Origin of the sequence: Arenimonas composti TR7-09 = DSM 18010, from assembly GCF_000426365.1 — a bacterium.
In the GTDB taxonomy this organism is placed as follows: Bacteria; Pseudomonadota; Gammaproteobacteria; order Xanthomonadales; family Xanthomonadaceae; genus Arenimonas; species Arenimonas composti.
In genome coordinates, this window is the sequence record NZ_AUFF01000001.1 from 396570 (window position 1) to 418589 (window position 22020).

A 22020-nucleotide genomic window follows, 5' to 3' on the forward strand; every position below is an offset into this window, starting at 1 on the left:
GGGCCGGGTTCAGCGGCCATCGCCGAAGTCGTAGAACTTCCAGCGGCCGACGTCCGGCGAGGCGGGGTCGAGGCCGAGCAGGCGCGCGCGCACCCAGGCGACCGGCATCGGGCCGCCTTTCAGGATGGTGTCGTGGAATTCGCGTTCGGACATCCGGCCGGCACCGACGACCTCGTCGTGCAGCGCGCGGAACTGCAGGCCGCCGACCATGTAGGCGATCTGGTAGAGCGGCCCGTAATCGCCGGCGAAGCTGCGGCGCACTTCCGCGCGCGCATTCTCAGGCTCGTGGCCGACCTCGCGGACCAGCAGGTCGACGGCTTCATCCGGCGTCATCCTGCCGAGGTGGAAACCGAGCGAGAACAGGATCCGCGCGGCGCGGTGGCTGCGCCAGAACAGCATGCCGATGCGGTCTTCCGGCGTCTGCGCGAAGCCGAGGTCGTACAGCCGGAACTCCCAGTACAGCGCCCAGCCCTCGGTCCAGAACGGCGTGTCGAACAGCTCGCGGTGCGGGTTGTAGCGGGTGTTGTAGAAGAACTGCAGGTGGTGGCCCGGGATCAGTTCGTGGTGCACGACCGCGCGCGAGAAGTGGCGGTTGTTGCCGCGCAGCGCCATCAGCTTCTTGTCGTGCGGCATCGAATCGGCCGGGTAGGCGACCCAGACGTCCTCGCCGCCGAGGAAGAACGGCGCCTGCAGCTGGTATTCCGGGGTCAGCATCGTCATCCGCCAGTCGCGGCGGGCGAGTGCCGGCACGGTGACCATCTCGTGCGCGTCGAGCCAGGCGATCGCTTCGTCGGCGAGCTCGACCACCAGCTTCGGCTGCTCGCCGGGTGCCGGGTGACGGTTCTTCACCCGCTCCAGCGCGGCGCGCCAGTCGGGTGCGCCCATCTCGGCGGCGGCGCGCTCGAGTTCGCGCCGGCACCAGGCGAGCTCGCGCTCGGCGAGGCGCATCAGCTCCTCGGGCGTGTACGGGATGCCTTCGTGGCGCAGGCCTTCGAGCAGCGCCTCGCGGCCGATCGGGTCGCCGATGATGGTTTCGGGGTCGGCAGCGCCGGCGAGGCGGTCGCGCAGCAGCTTCGCGTAGGTCTCGAGTTCCTTGTCGAGCACCTCGTAGGGCTGCCGTGTCCACCAGCCGAACGCCGGGTCGTAGCCGGCATGGAAGGTCGACCAGGCCTTGAGGTCGCGGCGCACGCCTTCGAGCAGGGCAGCGGCGCGGAAGGCGACGATCGGCGTCGTCGCGACGGCCTTCGGATCCTTCTCCAGGCGCGTACGCAGGTCCGCGAGCGCGCGCCGGCTGCGATCGAGGGTGTCGGCGCTGGTGCGGGCGTCGGGGTATTCGTGCTGGCGCCGCGCCTCGACCAGGGCGATCAGCTCGGCGACGCCCGGCAGCAGCGGTTCGGCCTCGCGCCAGCGCCGGCGCTCGAAGTCGAGCTGGAACAACTGGCGATCGACTTCGCGGCTCAGCAGCGCGTGGTCGAGGCGGTCCTCGGCGCCCATCGCCGCGGTGTCGAGGCCGGCCAGCAGCTGCCGCCATTCGCTGTTGAAGGCGCGCAGCGCGGCCTCGGCGCGCGGACCGGCGGTGCTGTCGTGCACGTGGCGCAGGCTGCCCAGGTCGGCGCGGTAGCGGGCGACCACTGCGGCCATCGCATGCGCCGGCGCCGGCAGTTCGGCCGCGGCCGGTGCCAGCGGCAGCGGCGCGGCGGGGGTGCCGGCCCCCGCCGGCGCCGCGGTGGCAGCGACGAGCGCGAGTCCGAGGGCGCAGGCGAGGGCGGTTTTCATCATCGTGGCGGGATTCCGTCGGCCGCCCGGCGGGCGGTGTCCTGGATGAACTGCAGCAGGGCCGCGAGGCCGTTGCTGCGGGTCGGCGACAGGTGCTTCGAGAGCCCGATCGCGGCGATGTAGTCGGCCGGCGTCGCCAGGATCTCCGCGGCGCTGCGACCGGAGTAGACGCGCAGCGCCAGGTAGACGAGCCCGGAAACGATCGCCGAATCGCTGACGGCGTCGAAATCGAGTTCGCCGGCGTCGCCGCGGGCGACGATCCAGACCTTCGACTGGCAGCCGAGCAGGCGGTTGGCCTCGGTCTTCCAGTCTTCAGGGAAGGGCGGCAGCTTGCGGCCGAGGTCGATCAGGTACTGGTAACGCTCCGACCAGTCGCCGAAGAAGGCGAATTCGTCGGCGATCGCCGCCTGCGCTTCCGCGGCAGACGCTTCGGTCGGTCGCATCAGCCGCGCCTCCAGCGGACGCCGGCCGGGGTGTCCTCGAGCAGGATGCCCTCGCCGGCGAGCTGCTGGCGGATGGCATCGGCGCGGGCGTAGTCACGGGCCTGCTTCGCGGCATTGCGCTCGTCCACGAGGGCCTGGATGCGGGCGTCGTCACCGGCATCGGTGCCGCGCGCGAACCAGGCCTCGGGCGCCTGCTGCAGCAGGCCGAGCAGCGCGCCGCCGGCGAGCAGCTCGGCCTTCGCCGCGGCGCGGGCGATCGGGCCTTCGGCCTTGCGCGCGTCGGCGGCGATGCGCGAGAGCTCGGCCAGCGCCGCCGGAGTGTTGAGGTCGTCGCACAGTGCCGCCTCGATCGCCAGCGGCGTCGTCGCCGCGCTGCCGACCGGCACGTCGGCGAGGTCGCGCAGGGTGCCGTAGAGGCGGTCGAGGGTGCGCACGCTCTGCTCGATCAGCTTGTCCGACCAGTCGAGCGGCTGCCGGTAATGCGCCGACAGCAGCGCGTAGCGCAGCGCCTCCGGCGGGTGCCGGTCGAGCAGGTCGTGCACCAGCACGACGTTGCCGACCGACTTGGCCATCTTGGCGCCGTCGAAGGTCAGCATGCCGTTGTGCACCCAGTAGCGGGCGAAGACCCGTCCGCCATGGGCGCAGGTGGACTGCGCGACCTCGTTCTCGTGGTGCGGGAACATCAGGTCGGCGCCGCCGCCGTGGATGTCGATCGTGGTGCCGAGATGGGTCGCCGCCATCGCCGAGCATTCGATGTGCCAGCCGGGCCGGCCGCGGCCCCAGGGCGAGTCCCAGCCGGGCAGGTCAGGCGTCGACGGCTTCCACAGCACGAAGTCGCCGGCGTCGCGCTTGTAGGGCGCCACGTCGATGCGGTTGCCGGCGATCATGTCCTCCGGATCGCGGCCCGACAGCTGCCCGTAACCCGGGAAACTCGCGACCGAGAAAAGCACGTGGCCCTCGGCGGCGTAGGCATGGCCGGCGTCGATCAGGCGCTCGATCATCGCGATCATCTGCGGGATGTGCGCGGTCGCGTGCGGGATCACGTCCGGCACGGCGGCGCCGAGCCGGCCCATGTCCTCGGCGTAGGCGGCGGCGTAGCGGTCGGTGATTTCATTGATCGCCACGCCGCGTTCGCGGGCGGCGTTGTTGATCTTGTCGTCGACGTCGGTGATGTTGCGGGCGTAGACGAGCTTCGGATAGCGCCGCCGCAAAAGACTGGCCAGTACCCCGAACACCACCGGCGGGCGGGCATTGCCGATGTGCACGAAGTTGTAGACCGTCGGCCCGCAGACATACATGGTCACGCGGTTCGGGTCCTGCGGCACGAAGGTCTCGAGCTGCCGCGTCAGGCTGTTGTACAGGCGCAGTTCCATGGATCGCGATCGGATGGACGGAGCCGAAGTCTAGCGTGGTATTCCCGCGCTTTAACGGAATACTTATGCTCGGGTTCAGGCGCGCGGTGCTTGAATCCGGCGCAAACCAGACCGCCGCGAACGCCCGTGAGCATGCATCGCGCCGGTCGAACGCCCGACCGGAGTAGATCGATGCGTGCCAGTCCCGGCCTGTTTCTCCCGCTGCTGCTCGTGATGACCGGCAGCGTCGCGGCGCAGTACCCGGACCCGCGCGACGAAGGCGCCTCGGCCTATGCCGCGGTCGAGGAGAACGTCAGCTACGGCTATGCGCAGGTGCTGCGCGCCGACGAAGTCGTCGAAACCGTCCGCACCCGGACCCCCGAAGAGCGCTGCGACGGCGATCGCCGCGACGACGCGGCCGCCGCGCGCGGCACGGTGATCGGTGCGATCGTCGGCGCCGCGGTCGGCAACCAGATCGGCGACGGCGACGGCAGGCGGGCGGCGACGGTCGCCGGCGCGGTGGTCGGCGGCGCGGTCGGTCGCCGGGTCGCGGAGGAGAATGCCGAGCCGCGCCCGGGCTGCTACATCGTCGAGGTCGAGCGCGAGGAACGGCAGGTCGTCGGCTACGACGTCGAGTACATGTACAAGGGCGAGAAATACATGTCCCGGCTTCCCTGGGATCCGGGTAACCGACTGCGCATCCGCGTCTCGGTGACCCCGGACATCGATCACGCTTCCTGGCGCTGAGCCTTGCGGCCCTTCCCGCCAGAGCCTATCCTGCGCCCCTCATGCCGAACTCCCGCGCCGCCGTCGGTTTCCTGTCCTCCGCCTGGATGGCGGCGGGCATGACCTCGCGCGCGCGCCGACCGGAAGCCCACATCCACGCTGGGTAACCGGACGCGTCCTGCCGTCTTCCGAAAGCCCAGCCCCGTGCTGGGCTTTTTCGTTTCCGCACTCCGTCACCGCCATCCGAACCGTCACCAGGGGTCACCGATGAAGCATTTCCTCAACACCCAGGACTGGACCCGCGCCGAACTCGACGCCGTGCTCGCCCAGGCGGCTGCGTTCAAGCGCGAAAAGCTGGGCGACCAGCTGAAGGGCCGGTCGATCGCCCTGGTGTTCTTCAACCCCTCGCTGCGCACGCGCACCAGCTTCGAGCTCGGCGCCTTCCAGCTCGGCGGCCACGCGGTGGTGCTGCAGCCGGGCAAGGACGCCTGGCCGATCGAGTTCAAGCCGGGCACGGTGATGGACGGCGAGGCCGAGGAGCACATCGCCGAGGTCGCGCGGGTGCTGTCGCGCTACGTCGACCTGATCGCGGTGCGCGCGTTCCCGAAGTTCCAGGACTGGTCGGTCGACCGCGAGGACAGCGTGCTGAAGTCGTTCGCGAAGTATTCGACGGTGCCGGTGATCAATCTCGAGACGATCACCCATCCCTGCCAGGAGCTGGCGCATGCGCTGGCGCTGCAGGAGCACTTCGGCACCCGGGACCTGCGCGGGAAGAAGTACGTGCTGACCTGGACGTATCACCCGAAGCCGCTGAACACCGCGGTCGCCAATTCGGCGCTGACGATCGCCACCCGCCTCGGCGCCGACGTGACCCTGCTGTGCCCGACGCCGGAATACGCGCTCGATCAGCGCTACCTCGGCTGGGCGAAGGACAACGTCGCGGAGTCCGGCGGCAGCTTCCGCATCAGCCACGACGTCGAGGAGGCCTACCGCGGCGCCCACGTGGTCTACGCCAAGAGCTGGGGCGCGATCCCGTATTTCGGCCGCTGGGAACAGGAGAAGCCGATCCGCGACGCCCATAAGCACTTCATCGTCGACGAGGCCAAGATGGCGCTGACCGACAACGGCGTGTTCAGCCACTGCCTGCCGCTGCGCCGCAACGTCAAGGCCACCGATGCGGTGATGGATTCGCCGGCCTGCATCGCGATCGAGGAAGCCGAGAACCGGCTGCATGTGCAGAAGGCGGTGATGGCGGCGTTGGTCGGGCGGTGAGTGCGCGCGTCCGGGCATTCGAAGAAAAGCATTGCGGCTGAGGCCGCGGAAGAGAAAAGCATCGCGGCTGCGCCGCGGAGAGAAAAGCATCGCGGCTGCGCCGCGGAGAGAAAAGCATCGCGGCTGAAGCCGCTCCTACAGGCATTTGGGAACCAGGGATTCGTCCATGTCCTCCACGACTTCGAAAGACATCGTCCTCGCCTTTTCCGGCGGCCTCGACACCAGCTTCTGCATTCCGTGGCTGAAGGAGCGCGGCTGGGCGGTGCATACCGTGTTCGCCGATACCGGGGGTGTCGACGCCGATGAGCGCGCCTATATCGAGTCGCGCGCGGCCGAGCTGGGGGCTGCCAGCCATGTCACCGTCGATGGCGGCCCCGCGATCTGGGCCGGCTTCGTGAAACCCTTCGTGATGGCCGGTGAGGGCTATCAGGGCCAGTACCCGCTGCTGGTCTCCGATCGCTACCTGATCGTCGACGCCGCGCTGAAGCGTGCCGCCGAGCTCGGCACCAATGCGATCGCGCACGGCTGCACCGGCATGGGCAACGACCAGGTGCGTTTCGATCTGGCGGTGAAGGCCGCCGGCGACTACCGCATCGTCGCGCCCATCCGCGAGATCCAGAAGGAGCACACCCAGACCCGTGCCTACGAGCAGGCGTATCTGGAGGAGCGCGGATTCGAGGTGCGCGCGAAGCAGAAGAGCTACACGATCAACGAGAACCTGCTCGGCGTGACCCTGTCCGGCGGCGAGATCGATCGCTGGGAAGCGCCGGGCGAAGGCGCCCGCGGCTGGTGCCGGCCGCGCGCCGAATGGCCGGCGCAGGCGCTGGAGGTGACGCTCCGTTTCGCGCAGGGTGAAGCGGTCGCGCTCGACGGCGAGGCGATGGACGGCGCCGCGCTGCTGGCGAAGCTCAACGGCCTGTTCGGTGCCTACGGCGTCGGCCGCGGCCTGTACACCGGCGACACCACGATCGGCCTGAAGGGCCGCATCATCTTCGAGGCCCCCGGCCTCACCGCACTGCTCGCCGCCCACCGCGCGCTCGAGGAGGCGGTGCTCAGCAAGCAGCAGAACCGCTTCAAGCCCGAGGTCGCCCGCAAGTGGGTCGAACTGGTCTACGAAGGCTTCTACAACGACCCGCTGAAGACCGACCTCGAGGCCTTCCTGCGCTCCAGCCAGGCCTGCGTCAACGGCGAGGTCGTGCTGCGAACGGAAGGCGGCAAGGTCGACGCGGTCGCGGTCCGCTCGCCGCACCTGCTGCACGCCAAGGGTGCGACCTATGCGCAGTCGGCCGACTGGGGCGTCGAGGAGGCCGAGGGCTTCATCCGCCTGTTCGGCATGAGCAGCACGCTGTGGGCGGAAGTGAACCGGGGCGGCGGCCGTGGCTGAGTTGCTCGCCGACACCCTGCGCCATCTCGAGGCGCTGGTCGGCTTCGACACCCGCAATCCGCCGCGCGACATCGGCACCGGCGGCATCTTCGACTACCTGCGCGGGCAACTGGCGGACTTCCGCATCGTGGTGATCGACCACGGCGCCGGCGCGGTGTCGATGCTCGCCGTGCGCGGCGCGCCGACACGGCTGTTCAACGTGCATCTGGACACGGTGCCGTCGTCGCCGGCCTGGAGCGCCGATCCGCTGCGCCTGCGCGTCACCGGAGACCGGGCGATCGGCCTCGGCGCCTGCGACATCAAGGGCGCGGCCGCCGGCCTGGTCGCCGCCGCGCAGGCGGGGAAGGGCGACGCCGCGTTCCTGTTCAGCACCGACGAGGAGGCCAACGATGCCCGCTGCATCGCCGCCTTCCTCGCCCGTGACCACGGTTTCCGCGAGGTGATCGTCGCCGAACCGACGAACTGCGAGGCCGTGCTCGCCCACCGCGGCATCAGTTCGGTGCGCCTGGCCTTCAAGGGCAGCGCCGGCCATGCCAGCAATGCCGACGCGCGCAAGGCCAGCGCCGTGCATGCGGCGATGCGCTGGGGCAGTGCCGCGCTCGACGCGGTCGCGGCGATGGATCATCTGCGCTTCGGTGGCCTGACCGGGCTGCGCTTCAACATCGGCCGCATCGAAGGCGGCATCAAGGCGAACATGATCGCGCCCGCCGCCGAATTGCGCTTCGGTTTCCGGCCGCTGCCGTCGATGGCGCCGGAGGAGCTGCATGCGCGCTTCGCCGCGCTGGTGCCGGAAGGCGCGCTCGAGGCCTACGAGGAAACCTTCCGTGGCCCCTCGCTGCCGGCCGGCGATGTCGCCGCCGCCGAAGCGCGCCGCCTGCAGGCGCGCGACCTCGCCGACGAACTCCGCCTGCCGGTCGGCAACGCCGTCGACTTCTGGACCGAAGCCTCGCTGTTCTCCGCCGCCGGCCTGACCGCCCTCGTGTTCGGTCCCGGCGACATCGCCCAGGCCCACAGCGCCGACGAATGGGTCGCCCTCGACCAGCTCGCCGCCGCCACCGCCCACTACCAGCGCCTCCTCGCATGAACGCCACCCGCAGCACCATCGTCCGCCTGCTGTCGAACATCGGCAGCGCCAAGGAACTGCAGCAGTACCTGAAGCGCTTCTCGCGCCTGGACGCGGCGCGCTTCGCCGTGGTCAAGGTCGGCGGTGCGATCCTGCGCGACGACCTCGAGGCGCTGGTGTCCTCGCTGTCCTTCCTGCAGCAGGTCGGCCTGACGCCGATCGTGATCCATGGCGCCGGCCCGCAGCTCGACGCGCGCATGGCCGAGGCCGGCATCGTCAAGCGCGTCGTCGACGGCCTGCGCGTCACCGACGCGGCGGCGCTGAAGATCGTGCGCGAGGTCTCGCAGCAGCAGAACCTGCGCCTGGTCGAGGCCCTGCAGGCCCAGGGTGTGCGCGCGACCTCGGTGATCACCGGCGTATTCGAGTGCGATCTGCTCGACGCCGAACGCTTCGGCCTCGTCGGCAAGGTCGGGCGGGTGCAGACGGGCAGCATCCGCGCGGCGCTTTCGGTCGGCTCGATCCCGGTGATCGCCTCGCTCGGCGAGACCGGAGGCGGGCAGATCGTCAACGTCAATGCCGACTTCGCCGCCAACGAGCTGGTCAAGGAACTGCAGCCCTACAAGATCGTCTTCCTGACCGGCACCGGCGGCCTGCTCGACGGCGGGGGCGAGATCATCGACTCGATCAACCTCAGCACCGAATACGAGGCGCTGATGGCGCAGCCCTGGCTGCATTCGGGCATGAAGCTCAAGCTCGAACAGATCCACGATCTGCTGATGCAGCTGCCGCCCTCGAGCTCGGTGTCGATCACCCGCCCGGACAACCTCGCGAAGGAGCTGTTCACCCACCGCGGTTCCGGCACCCTGGTCCGCCGCGGCGAGCAGGTGCGGGTCGCCAGTGCTTGGGAGGAGATGGACCTGGCGCGGCTGCGCCGGCTGATCGAATCCGGCTTTGGGCGCAGCCTGGCCGCCGACTATTTCGAAAAGACGCCGCTCCACCGCGCCTATGTCAGCGAGCACTATCGCGCCGCGCTGATCATCACGCTCGAGAACGGCATCCCGCATCTCGACAAGTTCGCGGTCAGCGACGATGCCCAGGGCGAGGGCCTCGGCCGCGCCGCCTGGCAGGTGATGCGGGCGCGCACACCGCAGCTGTTCTGGCGCGCGCGCCGCGGCAACCCGGTCAACGACTTCTACGTCGAGGAAGCCGACGGCTGCCTCAAGGGCGAGCGCTGGAATGTGTTCTGGTACGGCCTCGTCGACTGGGATTCGATACGCTTCGCCGTCGATCACTGTCGCGCCCGGCCGGCGACCCTGAAGGGCTGACATGCGCAACAACCTGCACTGGAGCATTCCGCCGATCCTGCAAGGCACGCACGTGCAGCTCGAGCCGTTGCAGCGCGAGCATGCCGACGCATTGCTGGAGGCGGCGTCCGACGGCGAGCTGTGGAACCTCTGGTACACCGCGGTGCCCGGCCCGGAGACCGTGCGCAGCTATGTCGGCAAGGCGCTGACCGACCGCGAGGCCGGCACGGCGATGCCCTTCCTCGTGCGCGACCGCAACGGCGCCCCGGTCGGCAGTACCCGCTTCTTCCGCATGGATCCGGACATTCCGTCGCTGGAGCTCGGCTATACCTGGTATTCGCAGCGGGTGCAGCGCACCGCGCTGAACACCGAGGCCAAGCGGCTGCTGCTCGGCCACGCGTTCGACCAGATGGCCTGCACCGTCGTCGAACTGCGCACCCACCGCTTCAACCAGCGCTCGCGACGGGCGATCGAACGCCTCGGCGCCCACTGCGACGGCATCCTGCGCCGGAACATGCGCATGCCCGACGGCCACCTGCGCGACACCGTCGTCTATTCGATCCTCGACGTGGAGTGGCCCGATGTGCGCCGCAACCTCGATTTCCGCCTCGAACACGGGAGCAGCCCATGAACACGCGCCCGAGGATCGGCCTGGTCGGCGCCCGTGGCCATGTCGGCGGCGAGCTGATCCGCCTGATCGCCGCCCATCCGCAGTTCGAACTCGCCTTCGTGTCCTCGCGCGAACGTGCGGGCAGGGCGCTGCGGGAGTTCGAACCGGCCTTCGCCGGAGACCTGCGCTACGTGAACCTGGACGCGGCCGCCGCGGCCGGGCAGGGCGCCGACGCGATCGTGCTGGCGCTGCCGAACGGCCTCGCCGCGCCCTTCGTCGCCGCGCTGGATGCGATGGCGCCGCAGACCGTCGTCGTCGACCTGTCCGCCGACTACCGCTTCGACGCCGCGTGGTACTACGGCCTGCCTGAACTCACGCGTGCCCGCGCCGCCGGTGCCCGCCGGATCAGCAATCCGGGCTGCTATGCGACCGCGATGCAGCTGGCGATCGCGCCGCTGTGCGATGCGCTGGCGGCGCCGCCGCAGTGCTTCGGCGTTTCCGGCTATTCCGGCGCCGGCACCACGCCCTCGGACCGTAACGACCCGGAGAAGCTGCGCGACAACCTGATGCCGTATTCGCTGTCCGGGCATGTGCACGAGCGCGAGGTCGGCCACCAGCTCGGGCAGCCGATCCAGTTCATGCCGCACGTCGCCGGCTGGTTCCGCGGCATCATGGTCACCGTGAACCTGCACCTCGCCCGCGCCTTCGGTGCCGACGAGCTGCGCGCGCGCTACGAAGGCCACTATCGCGACGAACCGCTGGTACGGGTGCTCGCCAGCGCGCCCTGGGTCAGCCGCATCGCCGCCCGCCACCACGTCGAGATCGGCGGCTTCACGCTCGCCGACGGCGGCCGCCGTGCGGTGGCGGTGGCGACCATCGACAACCTGCTGAAGGGCGCCGCGTCCCAGGCGCTGCAGAACCTCAACCTCGCCTTCGGTTTCGCCGAGACCCTGGGCATCCCGCTGGAACGGAGCGACGCATGAGCGAGTTGCTGTGGCAGAAAGAAGGGGTCGCGGTCGATGCGCGCATCCAGGCGTTCCTCGCCGGCGACGACGTGCTGCTCGACCGCGAGTTCATCGCCCACGACATCGTCGCCAGCGCCGCGCACGCGCGCGGCCTCGTGCGCATCGGCCTGCTGACGGCGGACGAGGGCGAGGCGATCTGCCGCGAACTCGACGTGCTCGCCGCCGACCTGGCCAGCGGCGCCTTCGTGCTCGACGCGCGCTACGAGGACTGCCATTCGGCGATCGAGGCACGCCTGGTCGAGCGCCTCGGCGACACCGGCCGCAAGGTGCATACCGGCCGCAGCCGCAACGACCAGATCCTGGTCGCGACCCGGCTGTGGCTGAAGGCGAAGCTGGCGACGCTGCGGGCGCTGTGCATCGAGTGCGCGCAGATCGTGCTCGCGCGCGCCGCCGACGAACGCCAGCCGCTGCCGGGCTATACCCACCTGCAGCGCGCGGTCGTGTCCTCGACGACGATGTGGTGGGCCGGCTTCGCCGAAGCCTTCATCGACGACGCCGTGCGCGCCGGGCAGGCGCTGGACTGGATCGACGCCAATCCGCTCGGCACCGCCGCCGGCTACGGCGTGAACCTCGCGCTCGACCGCGAATTCACCACCGCCGAACTCGGTTTCGCCCGCATGCAGGTGTCGCCGATCTATGCGCAGCTGTCGCGCGGCAAGTTCGAACTGGCGGCGATCGAAGCGCTGGCGGCGGCCACCGGCGACCTGCGCCGGCTGGCCTGGGACCTGAGCCTGTTCACGACCGGCGAGTTCGCCTTCGTCGCGCTGCCGGCGCAGTACACCACCGGTTCCTCGATCATGCCGAACAAGCGCAATCCCGACCTCGTCGAGCTGATGCGCGCCACCCATGCCAGCGTCGCCGCGGCGCGCACCGAGATCGAGCAGCTGCTGTCGTTGCCCTCCGGCTACCACCGCGACCTGCAGTACACCAAGGGCGCGCTGGTGCATGCCTTCGGTCGCGGTCTCGGCGCGCTGGAACTGCTGCCGGGCCTGCTGCGCGGCCTGCAGTGGCGGCCACAAGCCATTGCCGCGGCCTTCGACGACGGCATGTACGCCACCGACCGCGCGATCGAGCTCGCCGTCGCCGGCGTGCCGTTCCGCGACGCCTACAGGCAGGCGGCGGCGGATCCGCTGCCGGCGGCCGGTGCCGACCCGACGGCCAGCCTCGCCGCGCGGGTGTCACCGGGCGGGGATGCGGCGCCGGGTCTGGAAATCCTGGCGGCGCGCCTGCAGGCGCTGAAGGCCTAGCGCCGGCGATCCACCACGGCCTCAGCCGCCCGGCTGCCGCAGCACCCGCAGCGCCATTCCGAGCACCAGCAGGCCGGCCGCCGCCAGCACCGCCCACAGCGCCCAGCGCCGGTATTCCGGGCCGCGGTCGGGCTGCAGCGCGAGATCGCCGGCCGCTTCGTGGCCTTCGCCGATCGCCGCCAGCGGTGGCTCCCAGCCGGCCGGGCGGTTGGCGGTCGCCGCGCCCAGCGCCGCCTGCACCGGATAGTCCGGGCGCACGGCGCGGACGCTGCCGGCGTGCAGCGCGTAGGGCGCCGGCGGCTGCGCGAGCAGCACGAAACGGTCCGGGCGCCAGCTCAGGCGCAGGGTCGGCGGCTGCGCCAGTGCCGGTGTCGTGCGTACCTGCCAGTGGCGGTCGCGGCGCACCGCGATTTCGCCCGGCAACTGCCGCACCTCGTCGTCGCCGCTGCCGATCCGGAAGACGGTGCCGTCGGCAAGGTGGCGCCAGCGGGTGTCGCTGCCGTCGTCGGCGCGGGTCTCGAGGTGCACGGCGGCGACGGTGTTCGTCGCCGCCGGCAGCAGGTCCCAGGCCTCGACCGGCAGCGGTCCCGGCAGGCGATAGCGGAAGGTGCCGGCCTCGCCGGCCACGGCTTCGCCTTCGATCAGCAGTTCGCGCCGGCCGCTGCGCACGTGTTCGACGTGTTCGCGCTCGCTCTCGATCCGCGCCAGTGCCGGCCAGTCGCCGCCGTTCGCGAGTGCGAGGCGGAGATAGCGCTGCCGCGACGGCGCGAAATCCAGGCGCAGACGCTCGATCGCCAGGCCGCCATCCTGCAGCGACACCAGCGCGAGCCCGCTCGCGAGCGTGCGCCAGCCCGCGAGGTCGTCACTCTCGAGCACCGTCACCCGCAGGTTCACCGGGCCGTCGACGTCGTCGCCCAGCGACAGCTGCAGCGCCGACACCGACGGCGGCTCGTCGCCGAGGTCGACCAGCAGGTCCGGCGCCGGCGCGTCGGCCACCGCGGCGCGGCTGTCGAGCTGCAGGTCGCGCAGGGTGCCGTCGGCATCGCGCTGCAGGCGCAGCGAGAACTGCTCCTCGCCGCCGCGCGCCGGGGCCACCGGCACGCGCATCCAGCGCAGTGCCGCGCGTTGACTCCCGCGCCGGGTCGCCGCGGCCAGCGGCGCGAACGGCACCGCCTGGCCGTCGGCATTGAACACCACGAGATCGCGCAGGTCGTCGCGGGCGAGGCGGGCATAGACCGCGTCGTCGAGTTCGACCACGTGCACACCGTCGTCGCCCGGTGTCTGCAGCGGCCAGGCCCAGGCGAAGTCGTCGGGCGTCTGCGCGCCGGCGCTGCCGGCGAGCGCGGCGAGCAGCGGCAGGAATACGAGGGATCGCATGCGGTTCACTCCTGACGGGGCGGGGTCGGGGCGATACGGCCGACGACGACCAGCAACATGCCGACGGCGAGGAACGAGACGATGCCGGTGAGGTTGCCGAGGTGGCTGCGGTCGATCAGCAGCAACTTCGCCAGCACCACGCCGAGCAGCAGCGCGCCGGCCCACCACAGCGCCCGGTTGCGCCGCAACGAACCGAGGATCCAGGCGGTGACGCCGGCGATGCACCAGGCCACCGTCAGCGCCGTCTGGGTGGTGCCCGAGCTCAGGATCGACGGCGACCACGGCAGCGCCGCGAAGTGATGGCAGCTGCGCAGCACCATCATCGTCAGCGTCAGGAAGGCGGCCAGCGACCAGAACGGCCACAACGCGGTGCTGCCACGGCCGTCCCGCAGTCGCGCCGCAGCGAGCACGAGGCCGCCGATCAGCATCAGCTCCAGCGGATTGGCGACCGGCAGGAAGCGCAGCGGTGTCGCCAGGCCGGGGCGGAACTGCGCCGACAGCCACACCAGGCCGAGCAGGACCCCGGCGATGCCCAGCCAGGTCCGCCGCCAGCGCGCGAAGTCATCGACGTCCAGCGGCCACGCCGCCAGCGCCGGGCGCCGCCAGGCCAGCAGGAACAGCGCCAGCAGCGGCGCCACCCCCGCCGGCGGCCACCAGCCGTCGCCGAGGCCGAGGCGCTCGGCGGCCAGCCGCCACAGGCTGGCGCCCGCACCGAAGGCGAAGCTCAGCAGCACGCCGATGTGTGCGGCAGGCAGCCAGGCGCTGCCCGGATCGCGCAGCGCGCGCAGCGACAGCAGCAAGGCGGCGACCACGGCCCACCAGGCCGCCAGCGGCGCGTCGAACCAGGTCGCCGCGAGCGGCCAGGCGTCGGGAGCGACCGCTGGCAGGTGCTGGTCGAGGGCGGCGATCGCCAGTGGCAGCGCCAGCACCGACGCCATCCCGGTGGTCCAGCCGAGGCGCGGCCACTGCAGCGGTCGTCGCAGCAGGGCGGCGAGCACGGCGCTGACCGCCGCGAACACGCCGAGGGCGGTTTCCATCTGCACGTCCGGCAGGTTCAGCTCGATCTCGCGGATGCCGAAAGCCGCCCACCAGGCCAGGCCGACCAGGTAGGCGATCACCGCCACCGGCGCGTCGCGCCCGGCGCGGTCGTGGACCAGCGCGGTGCCGAGCCAGGCCAGTGCCAGCACGAGCAGGTTCATCGCCCAGCCGTTGAGCACGAAGGGGCCGGCCGCATCGAAGCTGCCCGCCGAGTCGATGATCGCGACACCGAGTGCGCCGCAGGCCAGCACCAGCAGCGCGAGGCCGGACCAGCGCGTCAGCCAGCGCTGCTGGCGCAGGCCCAGCCAGACCATGCCCAGGCCCTGCAGCGCCCACGCCGACGACGTCCAGCGCGCCGTCAGCGCCAGCGGCACCGCCAGGGTCACGAACACGACGCCGAGCGCGGCGCTGCTCTGCGCCAGCGTGCGCAGCCGCGGTTCGCGCCGCGCCCACAGCGCCAGGCCGGTGTAGATCGCCGCGACCACGACCGCGCTCGCGGCCAGGCCCATGCGGTCGCCCTCGAGCAGGCCGACCTGGGCCGGGAAAGCCAGCAGCGGCGTACCGAACAGCAGGCTGCCGTCGACCGGCGCGTTGCGGCCCTTGCCGCGCAGCGCGTACAGCACCGGAATGCCGACGTAGAACAGGAAGAACAGCACCAGGAAGGGTTCGACCGTCGCGAACAGCTCCGGCCGGTAGTACTTCGCGCCCCATAGCCCGCCGATCGCGAAGGTGAAGAGGAAGCCGATCAGGTTCAGCGCCCGCCACGGCCGCGCCCAGGCGATGCCGAACACCGCGGCATTGAGCAGCGCGTAATACGAGAACAGCGCGACGTGGTTGCCGCTGCCGGTCGAGATCAGCACCGGCGCCAGATAGCCGCCGATGAAGCCGAGCACCGCCAGCGCCACCGCGTTCTGCCGCACCGCGAGCACGCTGGCGCCGGCGACGAGCGCGACCACCAGCGCGAAGGCCGGCAGCGCCGGCAGCACGTGGTAGAGCCGGAACGCCGCGAACACCGTCAACAGCAGCACGCCGATCGCGCCGCCCTGCAGACTCAGTCCGAACACCGGCCGTTCGCGCACGTTCTTCAGGCCCCAGACCAGGCCGGCGATGGCGCCCGCGGCGATGCCGGCGAGGCGGAACTCGATCGGCAGGCGCAGCCAGCCCGCATCCGCCGCGTACTTCAGCGCCGCGGCGACGCCGAACATGATCACCAGCAGGCCGATCTTCACCGGCACGTTGCCCTCGAACAGCCAGCCGCGAACGGTGGCGACGAGCTTTTCGAGGATGTCCGGCTCCGGCGCGGCGCGACGCATCGGCGGCGGTGCCACGCGCGCCGGGGTCGGCAGCGGTTGCGGCGAGGCCGGACCGGCGGGCTGCGGTGGGGTTTGTATTGGTGCCGGCGTCGACGGCGCGATCCCGGGCGAGCTTGCCGGTGCCGGCGAGGGCGGCCGCTGGGCCGGGGCTGCGTCGGCCGGTGGAGATGCCGGCACCGGTTCCGGCACGGCCGCGGGGGCGGACGCGGCCTCCGCCGGCGTGCCCGGTGCGGCCGGCGGCGCCTGCATCCGCTGCAGCACGGTCTCCACCGCGGTGAGGCGGCCGAGCGCGGCGCGCAGCGCGGTCTCGGCGTGGGCGAGCTGGCGCGACAGCGCGCGCATGCGCATGCCCAGCACGAGGGTGTAGATCACGAAGCCGACGGCGGCGAGCAGCACCACCACCAGGATGAACACCAGCGCTTCCATGCCGCCTCCCCGCAATCACGGATGCGCCGCAGTGTATCCGCCGGCATGGAGAACCGTTGCGCCGGCCGCGGCGGCGGCAGCAGCCGAGCCGAAGCGGTGCACGCGGCGATACCGGCGCACGTGGAGTTCGGAAACCGGACAGAAGAACGCCGCCCGGAGGCGGCGTTTTCAGGAACTCTGGTCGGGGAGACAGGATTTGAACCTGCGACTTCTACGTCCCGAACGTAGCGCTCTACCAGGCTGAGCTACACCCCGTGGATCAGAGCCGGCGATTTTAGGGGCTCCCCGCGGACTCGGCAAGTCCTTTCTGCATGAGATTGAAGGCCTCGCGCGAAGCGTGGGGTTCGCGGCGCGCGGAGTTCGCGAAGCGGCGATGGCGTCGATGCCCGGCCCCGCGCCGATCCACCCACCGCGACGCCTATCTCCTACCTCGTACGAACTACCTCCTACAATGCCCCGTCCACCCGCCGGAGTCGTCCCCTTGATCAAGCCCCGCACCCCGCCCGGGGTCATGGAGCTGCTGCCCCGTGACCAGATCGCCTTCCAGCGCATGCTGGACACGATCCGCCGCGTCTACGAATCCTTCGGCTTCCTGCCGGTGGAGACGCCGGTGTTCGAGCTCAGCGAGGTGCTGCTTACCAAGACCGGCGGCGAGACCGAGCGCCAGGTCTATTTCGTGCAGTCGACCGGCGCGCTGGCGCAGGGCGCCGAGGGCTTGCCGGAAATGGCGCTGCGTTTCGATCTCACGGTGCCGCTGGCACGTTACGTCGCCGAGCACGAGCATGCGCTGGCGTTCCCGTTCCGGCGCTACCAGATCCAGCGCGTCTACCGCGGCGAGCGCGCCCAGCGCGGCCGCTTCCGCGAGTTCTACCAGTGCGACATCGACGTGATCGGCAAGGACACGCTCGGCGTGCGCCACGACGCCGAGATGCCGGCGGTGATCCACCGCGTCTTCAGCGAGCTCGGCGTCGGGGCGTTCACCATCCAGCTCAACAACCGCAAGCTGCTGCGCGGCTTCTTCGCCGGCCTCGGCATCGCCGACGGCGAACGGCAGGCGCTGGTGCTGCGCGAGATCGACAAGCTCGACAAGCGCGGCGCCGAGGCGGTGGCGGCGACGCTGCAGGCCGAGCCGTTCGCGCTGGCCGCCGACGTGGTCGCGAAGATCATGGACTTCGTGCAGTTCCGGTCGCGCACGCAGGCCGAGGCGCTGGCGAAGCTCGACCAGCTGGCGGGCGAGGGCAGCGATGCCGACCTCGCCGCCGGCATCGCCGAGCTGCGCGAGGTGCTGCGCATGCTGCAGGCCCAGGGCGTGCCGGAAAGCGACTACGCGCTGAACTTCGCGATCGCGCGTGGCCTGGACTACTACACCGGCACCGTCTACGAAACGATCCTCGACGACCACCCGCAGGTCGGCTCGGTCTGCAGCGGCGGTCGCTACGACAACCTCGCCGGCAGCTACACGAAGTCGAAGCTGCCCGGCGTCGGCATCTCGATCGGCGCGACGCGGCTGTTCTGGCAGCTGCGCGAGGCCGGCATCATCGCCGCCGCCGAATCCTCGGTGCAGGTGCTGGTCGCGCTGATGGCCGACGAAGGCGTCGCCGACGCGCTCGACATCGCCCGTCGCCTGCGCGCGGCCGGTCTCGCCACCGAAGTGCAGCTCGAGCCGCGCAAGCTGCAGAAACAGTTCCAGTACGCCGACAAGGCCGGCATCCCCTTCGTCGCGCTGCAGGGCGAGGACGAGGCCGCCCGCGGCGTCGTGCGGATCAAGGACCTGCGCACCCAGGAACAGTTCGACGTGCCGCGCGAGGACCCCGCGCCGGCGATCGTCGCCCGCCTGCAGGCGGAGGTGACGCGATGAAGCCGATCACCCTCGACGGCCGCAGCCTGCACCGCGCCCAGGTCGCCGAGATCGCGCACGGCGCACAGGTGCGGCTGGAACCGGCGCAGCTGGAGGCGGTGGCGCGCGCCGCCGACTTCCTCGCCGAACAGGTGCGCCGCGAACAGCCGATCTACGGCGTGTCCACCGGCTTCGGCAGCAATGCCGACAAGCTGCTCGGCAACCGCCGCCTGCGCGACGGTATCGCCGGCGCGCCGCCGCAGCACGAGACCGTGCTCGAGGAGCTGCAGCACAACCTGATCGTCACCCACGCCGTCTGCGTCGGCGAGCCGTTCGCGCCGGACGTGGTGCGGGCGATGCTGGCGATCCGCATCAACACGCTGATGAAGGGCCATTCCGGCATCCGCGTGCAGACACTCGAGGCGCTGACCGCCATGCTCAATGCCGGCGTCGTGCCGGTGGTGCCGCGCAAGGGTTCGGTCGGTGCCAGTGGTGATCTCGCGCCGCTGTCGCATCTGGCGATCGTGCTGCTCGGCGGCGGCGAGGCCTTCTTCCAGGGCGAGCGCCTGCCGGGCGCGATCGCGCTGGAGCGTGCCGGGCTGGCGCCGGTGACGCTGTCGCACAAGGAAGGCCTGGCACTGAACAACGGCACCGCGCAGATGCTGGCGACCGCGGTGCTGGCGATCGAGCGACTCGAGGAGCTCTGCGACACCGCCGACCTCGCTGCGGCGATGACGATCGACGCGTTCGCCGGCCGCAGCAACGCCTTCGCCGAGAAGGTGCATGCGCTGCGTCCGCATCCGGGCCAGGTGCATGCCGCGGCGCATCTGCGCGCGCTGCTCGCGGGCTCGACGCTGGCCGACATCGCCTATCACGTGGTGCCGCGCTTCCGGACCTGGCAGGCCGACAGCTGGGTGAAGCCCGAACAGCAGGCGCTCGGCTTCGACATCGGCTGGGAATGGGTGCCGCCGGCGATGCGCGCCGGTCGCGAGAAGTTCTACCAGCGCTACCGCCCGTTCCGCGGCGGCAAGAAGCACCAGCCGCAGGACAGCTACTCGCTGCGCTGCGTGCCGCAGGTGCACGGCGCCGTGCGCGATGCGCTCGAGCAGGCGAAGCGGGTGGTCGACGTCGAGCTCAACGCGGTCACCGACAACCCGCTGCTGTTCCCGGACGATCCCGGCGCCGAGGTCGAGGACAAGGTCGTCAGCGCCGGCCACTTCCACGGCATGCCGCTGGCGCTGGTGCTGAGCTACCTGAAGGCGGCGATCCCGACCCTCGCCGCGATCAGCGAGCGGCGCCTGAACAAGCTGGTCGACCCGGCGACGAACGACGGCCTGCCGCCGTTCCTGATCGGCAACGAGGACGGTACCGAGTCGGGCTTCATGATCGTGCAGTACACCGCCGCCGCGCTGGTGAACGATCTCGCCAGCCGCGCGCATCCGGCCAGCGTGTATTCGATCCCGACCAGCGCGAACGCCGAGGACCACGTGTCGATGGGCGCCAATGAGGGCCGGCACGTGCTGGAGATGTGCACCGACCTCGCGCACGTGCTGGCGCTGGAGCTGTACACCGCGGCGCAGGCGCTCGACTACCGCCGCGACATGATCGCCGCCGGACGCACGCTGGCGCACGCCGGCGTCGACGCGCTGGCGGCGAAGGTCGCGAACGCACCGGCGCCGGGCCACCCCGACCGCGACGCGTTCCTGGCCGATGTCGCCGGCCTGCGCGAGGACCTGCTCGTGGCCGACGACTTCGTGCCCGGCACGGCGGTCGCGGCCGCCTGGGCGGCGCTGCGCGAAGCGATCCCGTTCATGCCGCGCGACCGGGCGATGGACGGCGACGTCGCCCGTGCCCTGCGGCTGGTCGAGGAAGGCACGGTGCTCGCCGCCGCCAGGGCGGCGCTCAGCGACCTGTAGGAGCGGCTTCAGCCGCGATGCTCTCGGCCATGCAAAACCATCGCGGCTGAAGCCGCTCCTACGCGTTTCGTGCGAAGGCATCGCGGCTGAAGCCGCTCCTACGCGTTTCGTGCGCAGGCATCGCGGCTGAAGCCGCTCCTACAGGCTGGTTTCGAAGGCGACCTGTACGCAGTTGCGCCCGCGGTTCTTCGCCGCATAGAGCGCGTCGTCGGCGCGGTGCAGGGCATCGTCGACGCGGGCCCCGTCGCCGGCGCGAACCACGTGGATGCCGATGCTGGTGCTCAGCGGGATCTGGCTGCCGGCGTAGCGCACCGGATCGGCGCAGACGCGCAGGCGCAGGCGCTCGGCGAGCTGGATCGCCGCCTCGCCGTCGACATCGGGCACGACCGCGACGAATTCCTCGCCGCCGAAACGCGCGAGCAGGCCGCCGTGCGGGCCGAGCGTCTCCTCGAGGCAGCGGCCCATCCAGCGCAGGCATTCGTCGCCGGCCAGGTGACCCCAGGTGTCGTTGACGTCCTTGAAGTGGTCGAGGTCGAGCAGCATCACCGTCAGCGGCCGCCGGGTCTCGGCGGCATCGTGCAGCTGGTGTTCGAACATCTCGCGGAAATGCCGGCGGTTGAACAGGCCGGTCAGGGCGTCGCGGCGGCTGGATTCGCGCAGGCGCTGGTTGGCTTCGGCGAGCTGCTCCAGCGCGGTGCTCAGTTCGGAGGTGCGGCGGGCGACGTGTCGCTCGAGCTGCTCGTTGTGTTCGCGCACCAGCCGCTCGTTCTCGAAGCGCAGGCGGGCATAACGGAACGCGAGCGCGAACGACAACAGGATCATCTCCAGCGCCGAACCGAGCTGGATGCCGTACTCGGTGATGAAGGTCTTCGGCAGCACGCCGAACGACACCGAGGCGTAGAACGCGGTGCCGAGCAGCAGGAAGGCCCAGGCGGTCAGGAAGATCTTCGCCGGCGCATAGCCGTGGCGGATCGCGTTCACCGCCACCGTCAGGATGAACAGCACGCCGGGGAACACCGCCAGCGTCATCGGCAGCACCGCCATCCGGTACTCGAGCACGAAGGCGGCGAGCCCCATCAGCGCGAAGAAGGCGATGAAGCCGAGCGAGATCCGGTCCGCCAGCGGCTGCCGCTCGCGCAGTTCGAGGAAGGCGCGGCAGAACTGGTGCATCACCACTTGGCTCAGTGCCATCGACAGCGGAATCGCCAGATTGGCCAGCCGCGGCGAGTCCGGCCACAGGTATTCGAAGGCCAGGCCGTTCAGGCAGAACATCACCAGCCCGAAGCCGCTGACGTGCAGCGTGTACCAGAGATAGCCCGGGTCGCGCAGGGTCAGCCAGAGCACGAGGTTGTAGGCCAGCAGCGCCAGCAGGATGCCGTAGAACAGGCCGATGCCGAGCTGCATGTCGCGCTCCATCTCGGCGAAGGCCTTCGGCGTGTACAGCGTCATCGGCGCCTGCAGCGAACTGCGGCTGGCGACCCGCACGAGCAGATCGACCTCGCTGCGCTGCGGCAGCGCGATCCAGAAGTTCGGGTGCCGGTAGCGGATGCTGCGGGCGCTGAAGGGCAGGGTGTCGCCGGACGCCATGTGCTCGATGCGGCCGTCGGGATAGCGCAGGTACACGTCGACCTGGTCGACCAGCGGATAGTCGAGCACCAGCAGCCAGCGTTCCTCCCGGCGGTCATGGTTGAACAGCTCGGCATGGAACCAGATGGCGCCGTCGCGGAAACCGAAGGTCGGCCTGCCGCCGGGCAGGGGCGCGAACAGTCCGCGGGCCTGGCGCGCGAACATCGCCGCCGCGTCGGCGTCGCCATCGGGGTCGGCGGCGTGGGTGAGATGCGGGGCGAGGTCGAGCTGCTCCCGGCCCGGATCGAGCACGGCCGCACCCGCCGCCCAGCCCGCGGGGGCGAC

The 22020-nt window shown here is 71.0% G+C and carries 16 protein-coding genes and 1 tRNA gene; 10 read left to right on the forward strand and 7 right to left on the reverse strand.

Features of this window, described 5'->3' with window-relative positions:
* Positions 1-9 precede the first annotated feature (9 nt).
* Genes K311_RS14800 through cysS form a run of 3 tightly spaced genes read right to left on the reverse strand, consistent with a single transcriptional unit; the run spans position 10 to position 3592 of the window.
* Complete coding sequence (locus K311_RS14800) at positions 10-1776, reverse strand: DUF885 family protein (protein WP_161627283.1); 1767 nt, start codon at positions 1774-1776, stop codon at positions 10-12.
* Complete coding sequence (locus tag K311_RS0101825) at positions 1776-2219, reverse strand: SufE family protein (RefSeq protein ID WP_026815903.1); 444 nt, start codon at positions 2217-2219, stop codon at positions 1776-1778. Before K311_RS0101825 ends, K311_RS14800 begins: the two co-directional genes overlap by 1 nt.
* Positions 2219-3592: a cysteine--tRNA ligase gene (gene cysS / locus K311_RS0101830; protein ID WP_026815904.1), complete on the reverse strand. Its 1374-nt coding sequence runs from the start codon at positions 3590-3592 to the stop codon at positions 2219-2221. Before cysS ends, K311_RS0101825 begins: the two co-directional genes overlap by 1 nt.
* A gap of 171 nt (positions 3593-3763) precedes the next feature.
* On the opposite strand from cysS, the gene K311_RS0101835 reads away from it, so the two are divergent.
* The 8 genes from K311_RS0101835 to K311_RS0101870 all read left to right on the forward strand — a co-directional run bounded on the left by K311_RS0101835 (position 3764) and on the right by K311_RS0101870 (position 12202).
* Positions 3764-4318, forward strand: coding sequence for a glycine zipper 2TM domain-containing protein (locus tag K311_RS0101835; RefSeq protein ID WP_026815905.1), 555 nt, complete (start codon positions 3764-3766; stop codon positions 4316-4318).
* A 246-nt stretch (positions 4319-4564) separates the two neighbouring features.
* A complete protein-coding gene (locus tag K311_RS0101840; RefSeq protein ID WP_026815906.1) occupies positions 4565-5569 on the forward strand; it encodes an N-acetylornithine carbamoyltransferase in 1005 nt (334 codons plus the stop codon).
* 166 nt (positions 5570-5735) lie between these two features.
* Positions 5736-6953: an argininosuccinate synthase gene (locus tag K311_RS0101845; protein WP_026815907.1), complete on the forward strand. Its 1218-nt coding sequence runs from the start codon at positions 5736-5738 to the stop codon at positions 6951-6953.
* The gene (locus K311_RS0101850; protein WP_211223617.1) at positions 6946-8037 is read left to right on the forward strand and encodes an acetylornithine deacetylase; all 1092 of its coding nucleotides are present in this window, start codon (positions 6946-6948) and stop codon (positions 8035-8037) included. The genes K311_RS0101845 and K311_RS0101850 overlap by 8 nt, the downstream gene beginning before the upstream one ends.
* Complete coding sequence (locus tag K311_RS0101855) at positions 8034-9341, forward strand: acetylglutamate kinase (protein ID WP_026815909.1); 1308 nt, start codon at positions 8034-8036, stop codon at positions 9339-9341. The genes K311_RS0101850 and K311_RS0101855 overlap by 4 nt, the downstream gene beginning before the upstream one ends.
* Position 9342: 1 nt before the next feature.
* Entirely contained in the window at positions 9343-9951 is a 609-nt protein-coding gene (locus K311_RS0101860) for a GNAT family N-acetyltransferase (RefSeq protein WP_051239371.1), read from the forward strand.
* Positions 9948-10913: an N-acetyl-gamma-glutamyl-phosphate reductase gene (gene argC / locus K311_RS0101865; RefSeq protein WP_026815911.1), complete on the forward strand. Its 966-nt coding sequence runs from the start codon at positions 9948-9950 to the stop codon at positions 10911-10913. The genes K311_RS0101860 and argC overlap by 4 nt, the downstream gene beginning before the upstream one ends.
* Positions 10910-12202: an argininosuccinate lyase gene (locus K311_RS0101870; RefSeq protein WP_026815912.1), complete on the forward strand. Its 1293-nt coding sequence runs from the start codon at positions 10910-10912 to the stop codon at positions 12200-12202. Before argC ends, K311_RS0101870 begins: the two co-directional genes overlap by 4 nt.
* A 21-nt stretch (positions 12203-12223) precedes the next feature.
* On the opposite strand, the gene K311_RS0101875 is transcribed toward K311_RS0101870, so the two are convergent.
* The 3 genes from K311_RS0101875 to K311_RS0101885 all read right to left on the reverse strand — a co-directional run bounded on the left by K311_RS0101875 (position 12224) and on the right by K311_RS0101885 (position 16611).
* Entirely contained in the window at positions 12224-13579 is a 1356-nt protein-coding gene (locus K311_RS0101875; protein WP_026815913.1) for a DUF3999 family protein, read from the reverse strand.
* Between the two features lie 5 nt (positions 13580-13584).
* Positions 13585-16356: a DUF2339 domain-containing protein gene (locus K311_RS0101880; protein WP_026815914.1), complete on the reverse strand. Its 2772-nt coding sequence runs from the start codon at positions 16354-16356 to the stop codon at positions 13585-13587.
* Between the two features lie 178 nt (positions 16357-16534).
* Positions 16535-16611 (reverse strand) — tRNA-Pro (locus K311_RS0101885).
* Positions 16612-16837: 226 nt separating this feature from the next.
* Between K311_RS0101885 and hisS the strand changes: the two genes are divergently transcribed.
* Positions 16838-18214, forward strand: a complete 1377-nt coding sequence (hisS, locus tag K311_RS0101890) for a histidine--tRNA ligase (protein ID WP_026815915.1) — start codon at positions 16838-16840, stop codon at positions 18212-18214.
* Positions 18211-20109, forward strand: a complete 1899-nt coding sequence (locus K311_RS0101895) for an HAL/PAL/TAL family ammonia-lyase (RefSeq protein WP_026815916.1) — start codon at positions 18211-18213, stop codon at positions 20107-20109. Before hisS ends, K311_RS0101895 begins: the two co-directional genes overlap by 4 nt.
* Before the next feature lie 138 nt (positions 20110-20247).
* Here the strand turns inward: K311_RS0101895 and K311_RS0101900 are convergent, their stop codons facing one another.
* Positions 20248-21987, reverse strand: coding sequence for a sensor domain-containing diguanylate cyclase (locus K311_RS0101900; RefSeq protein ID WP_026815917.1), 1740 nt, complete (start codon positions 21985-21987; stop codon positions 20248-20250).
* Positions 21988-22020: the final 33 nt, after the last annotated feature.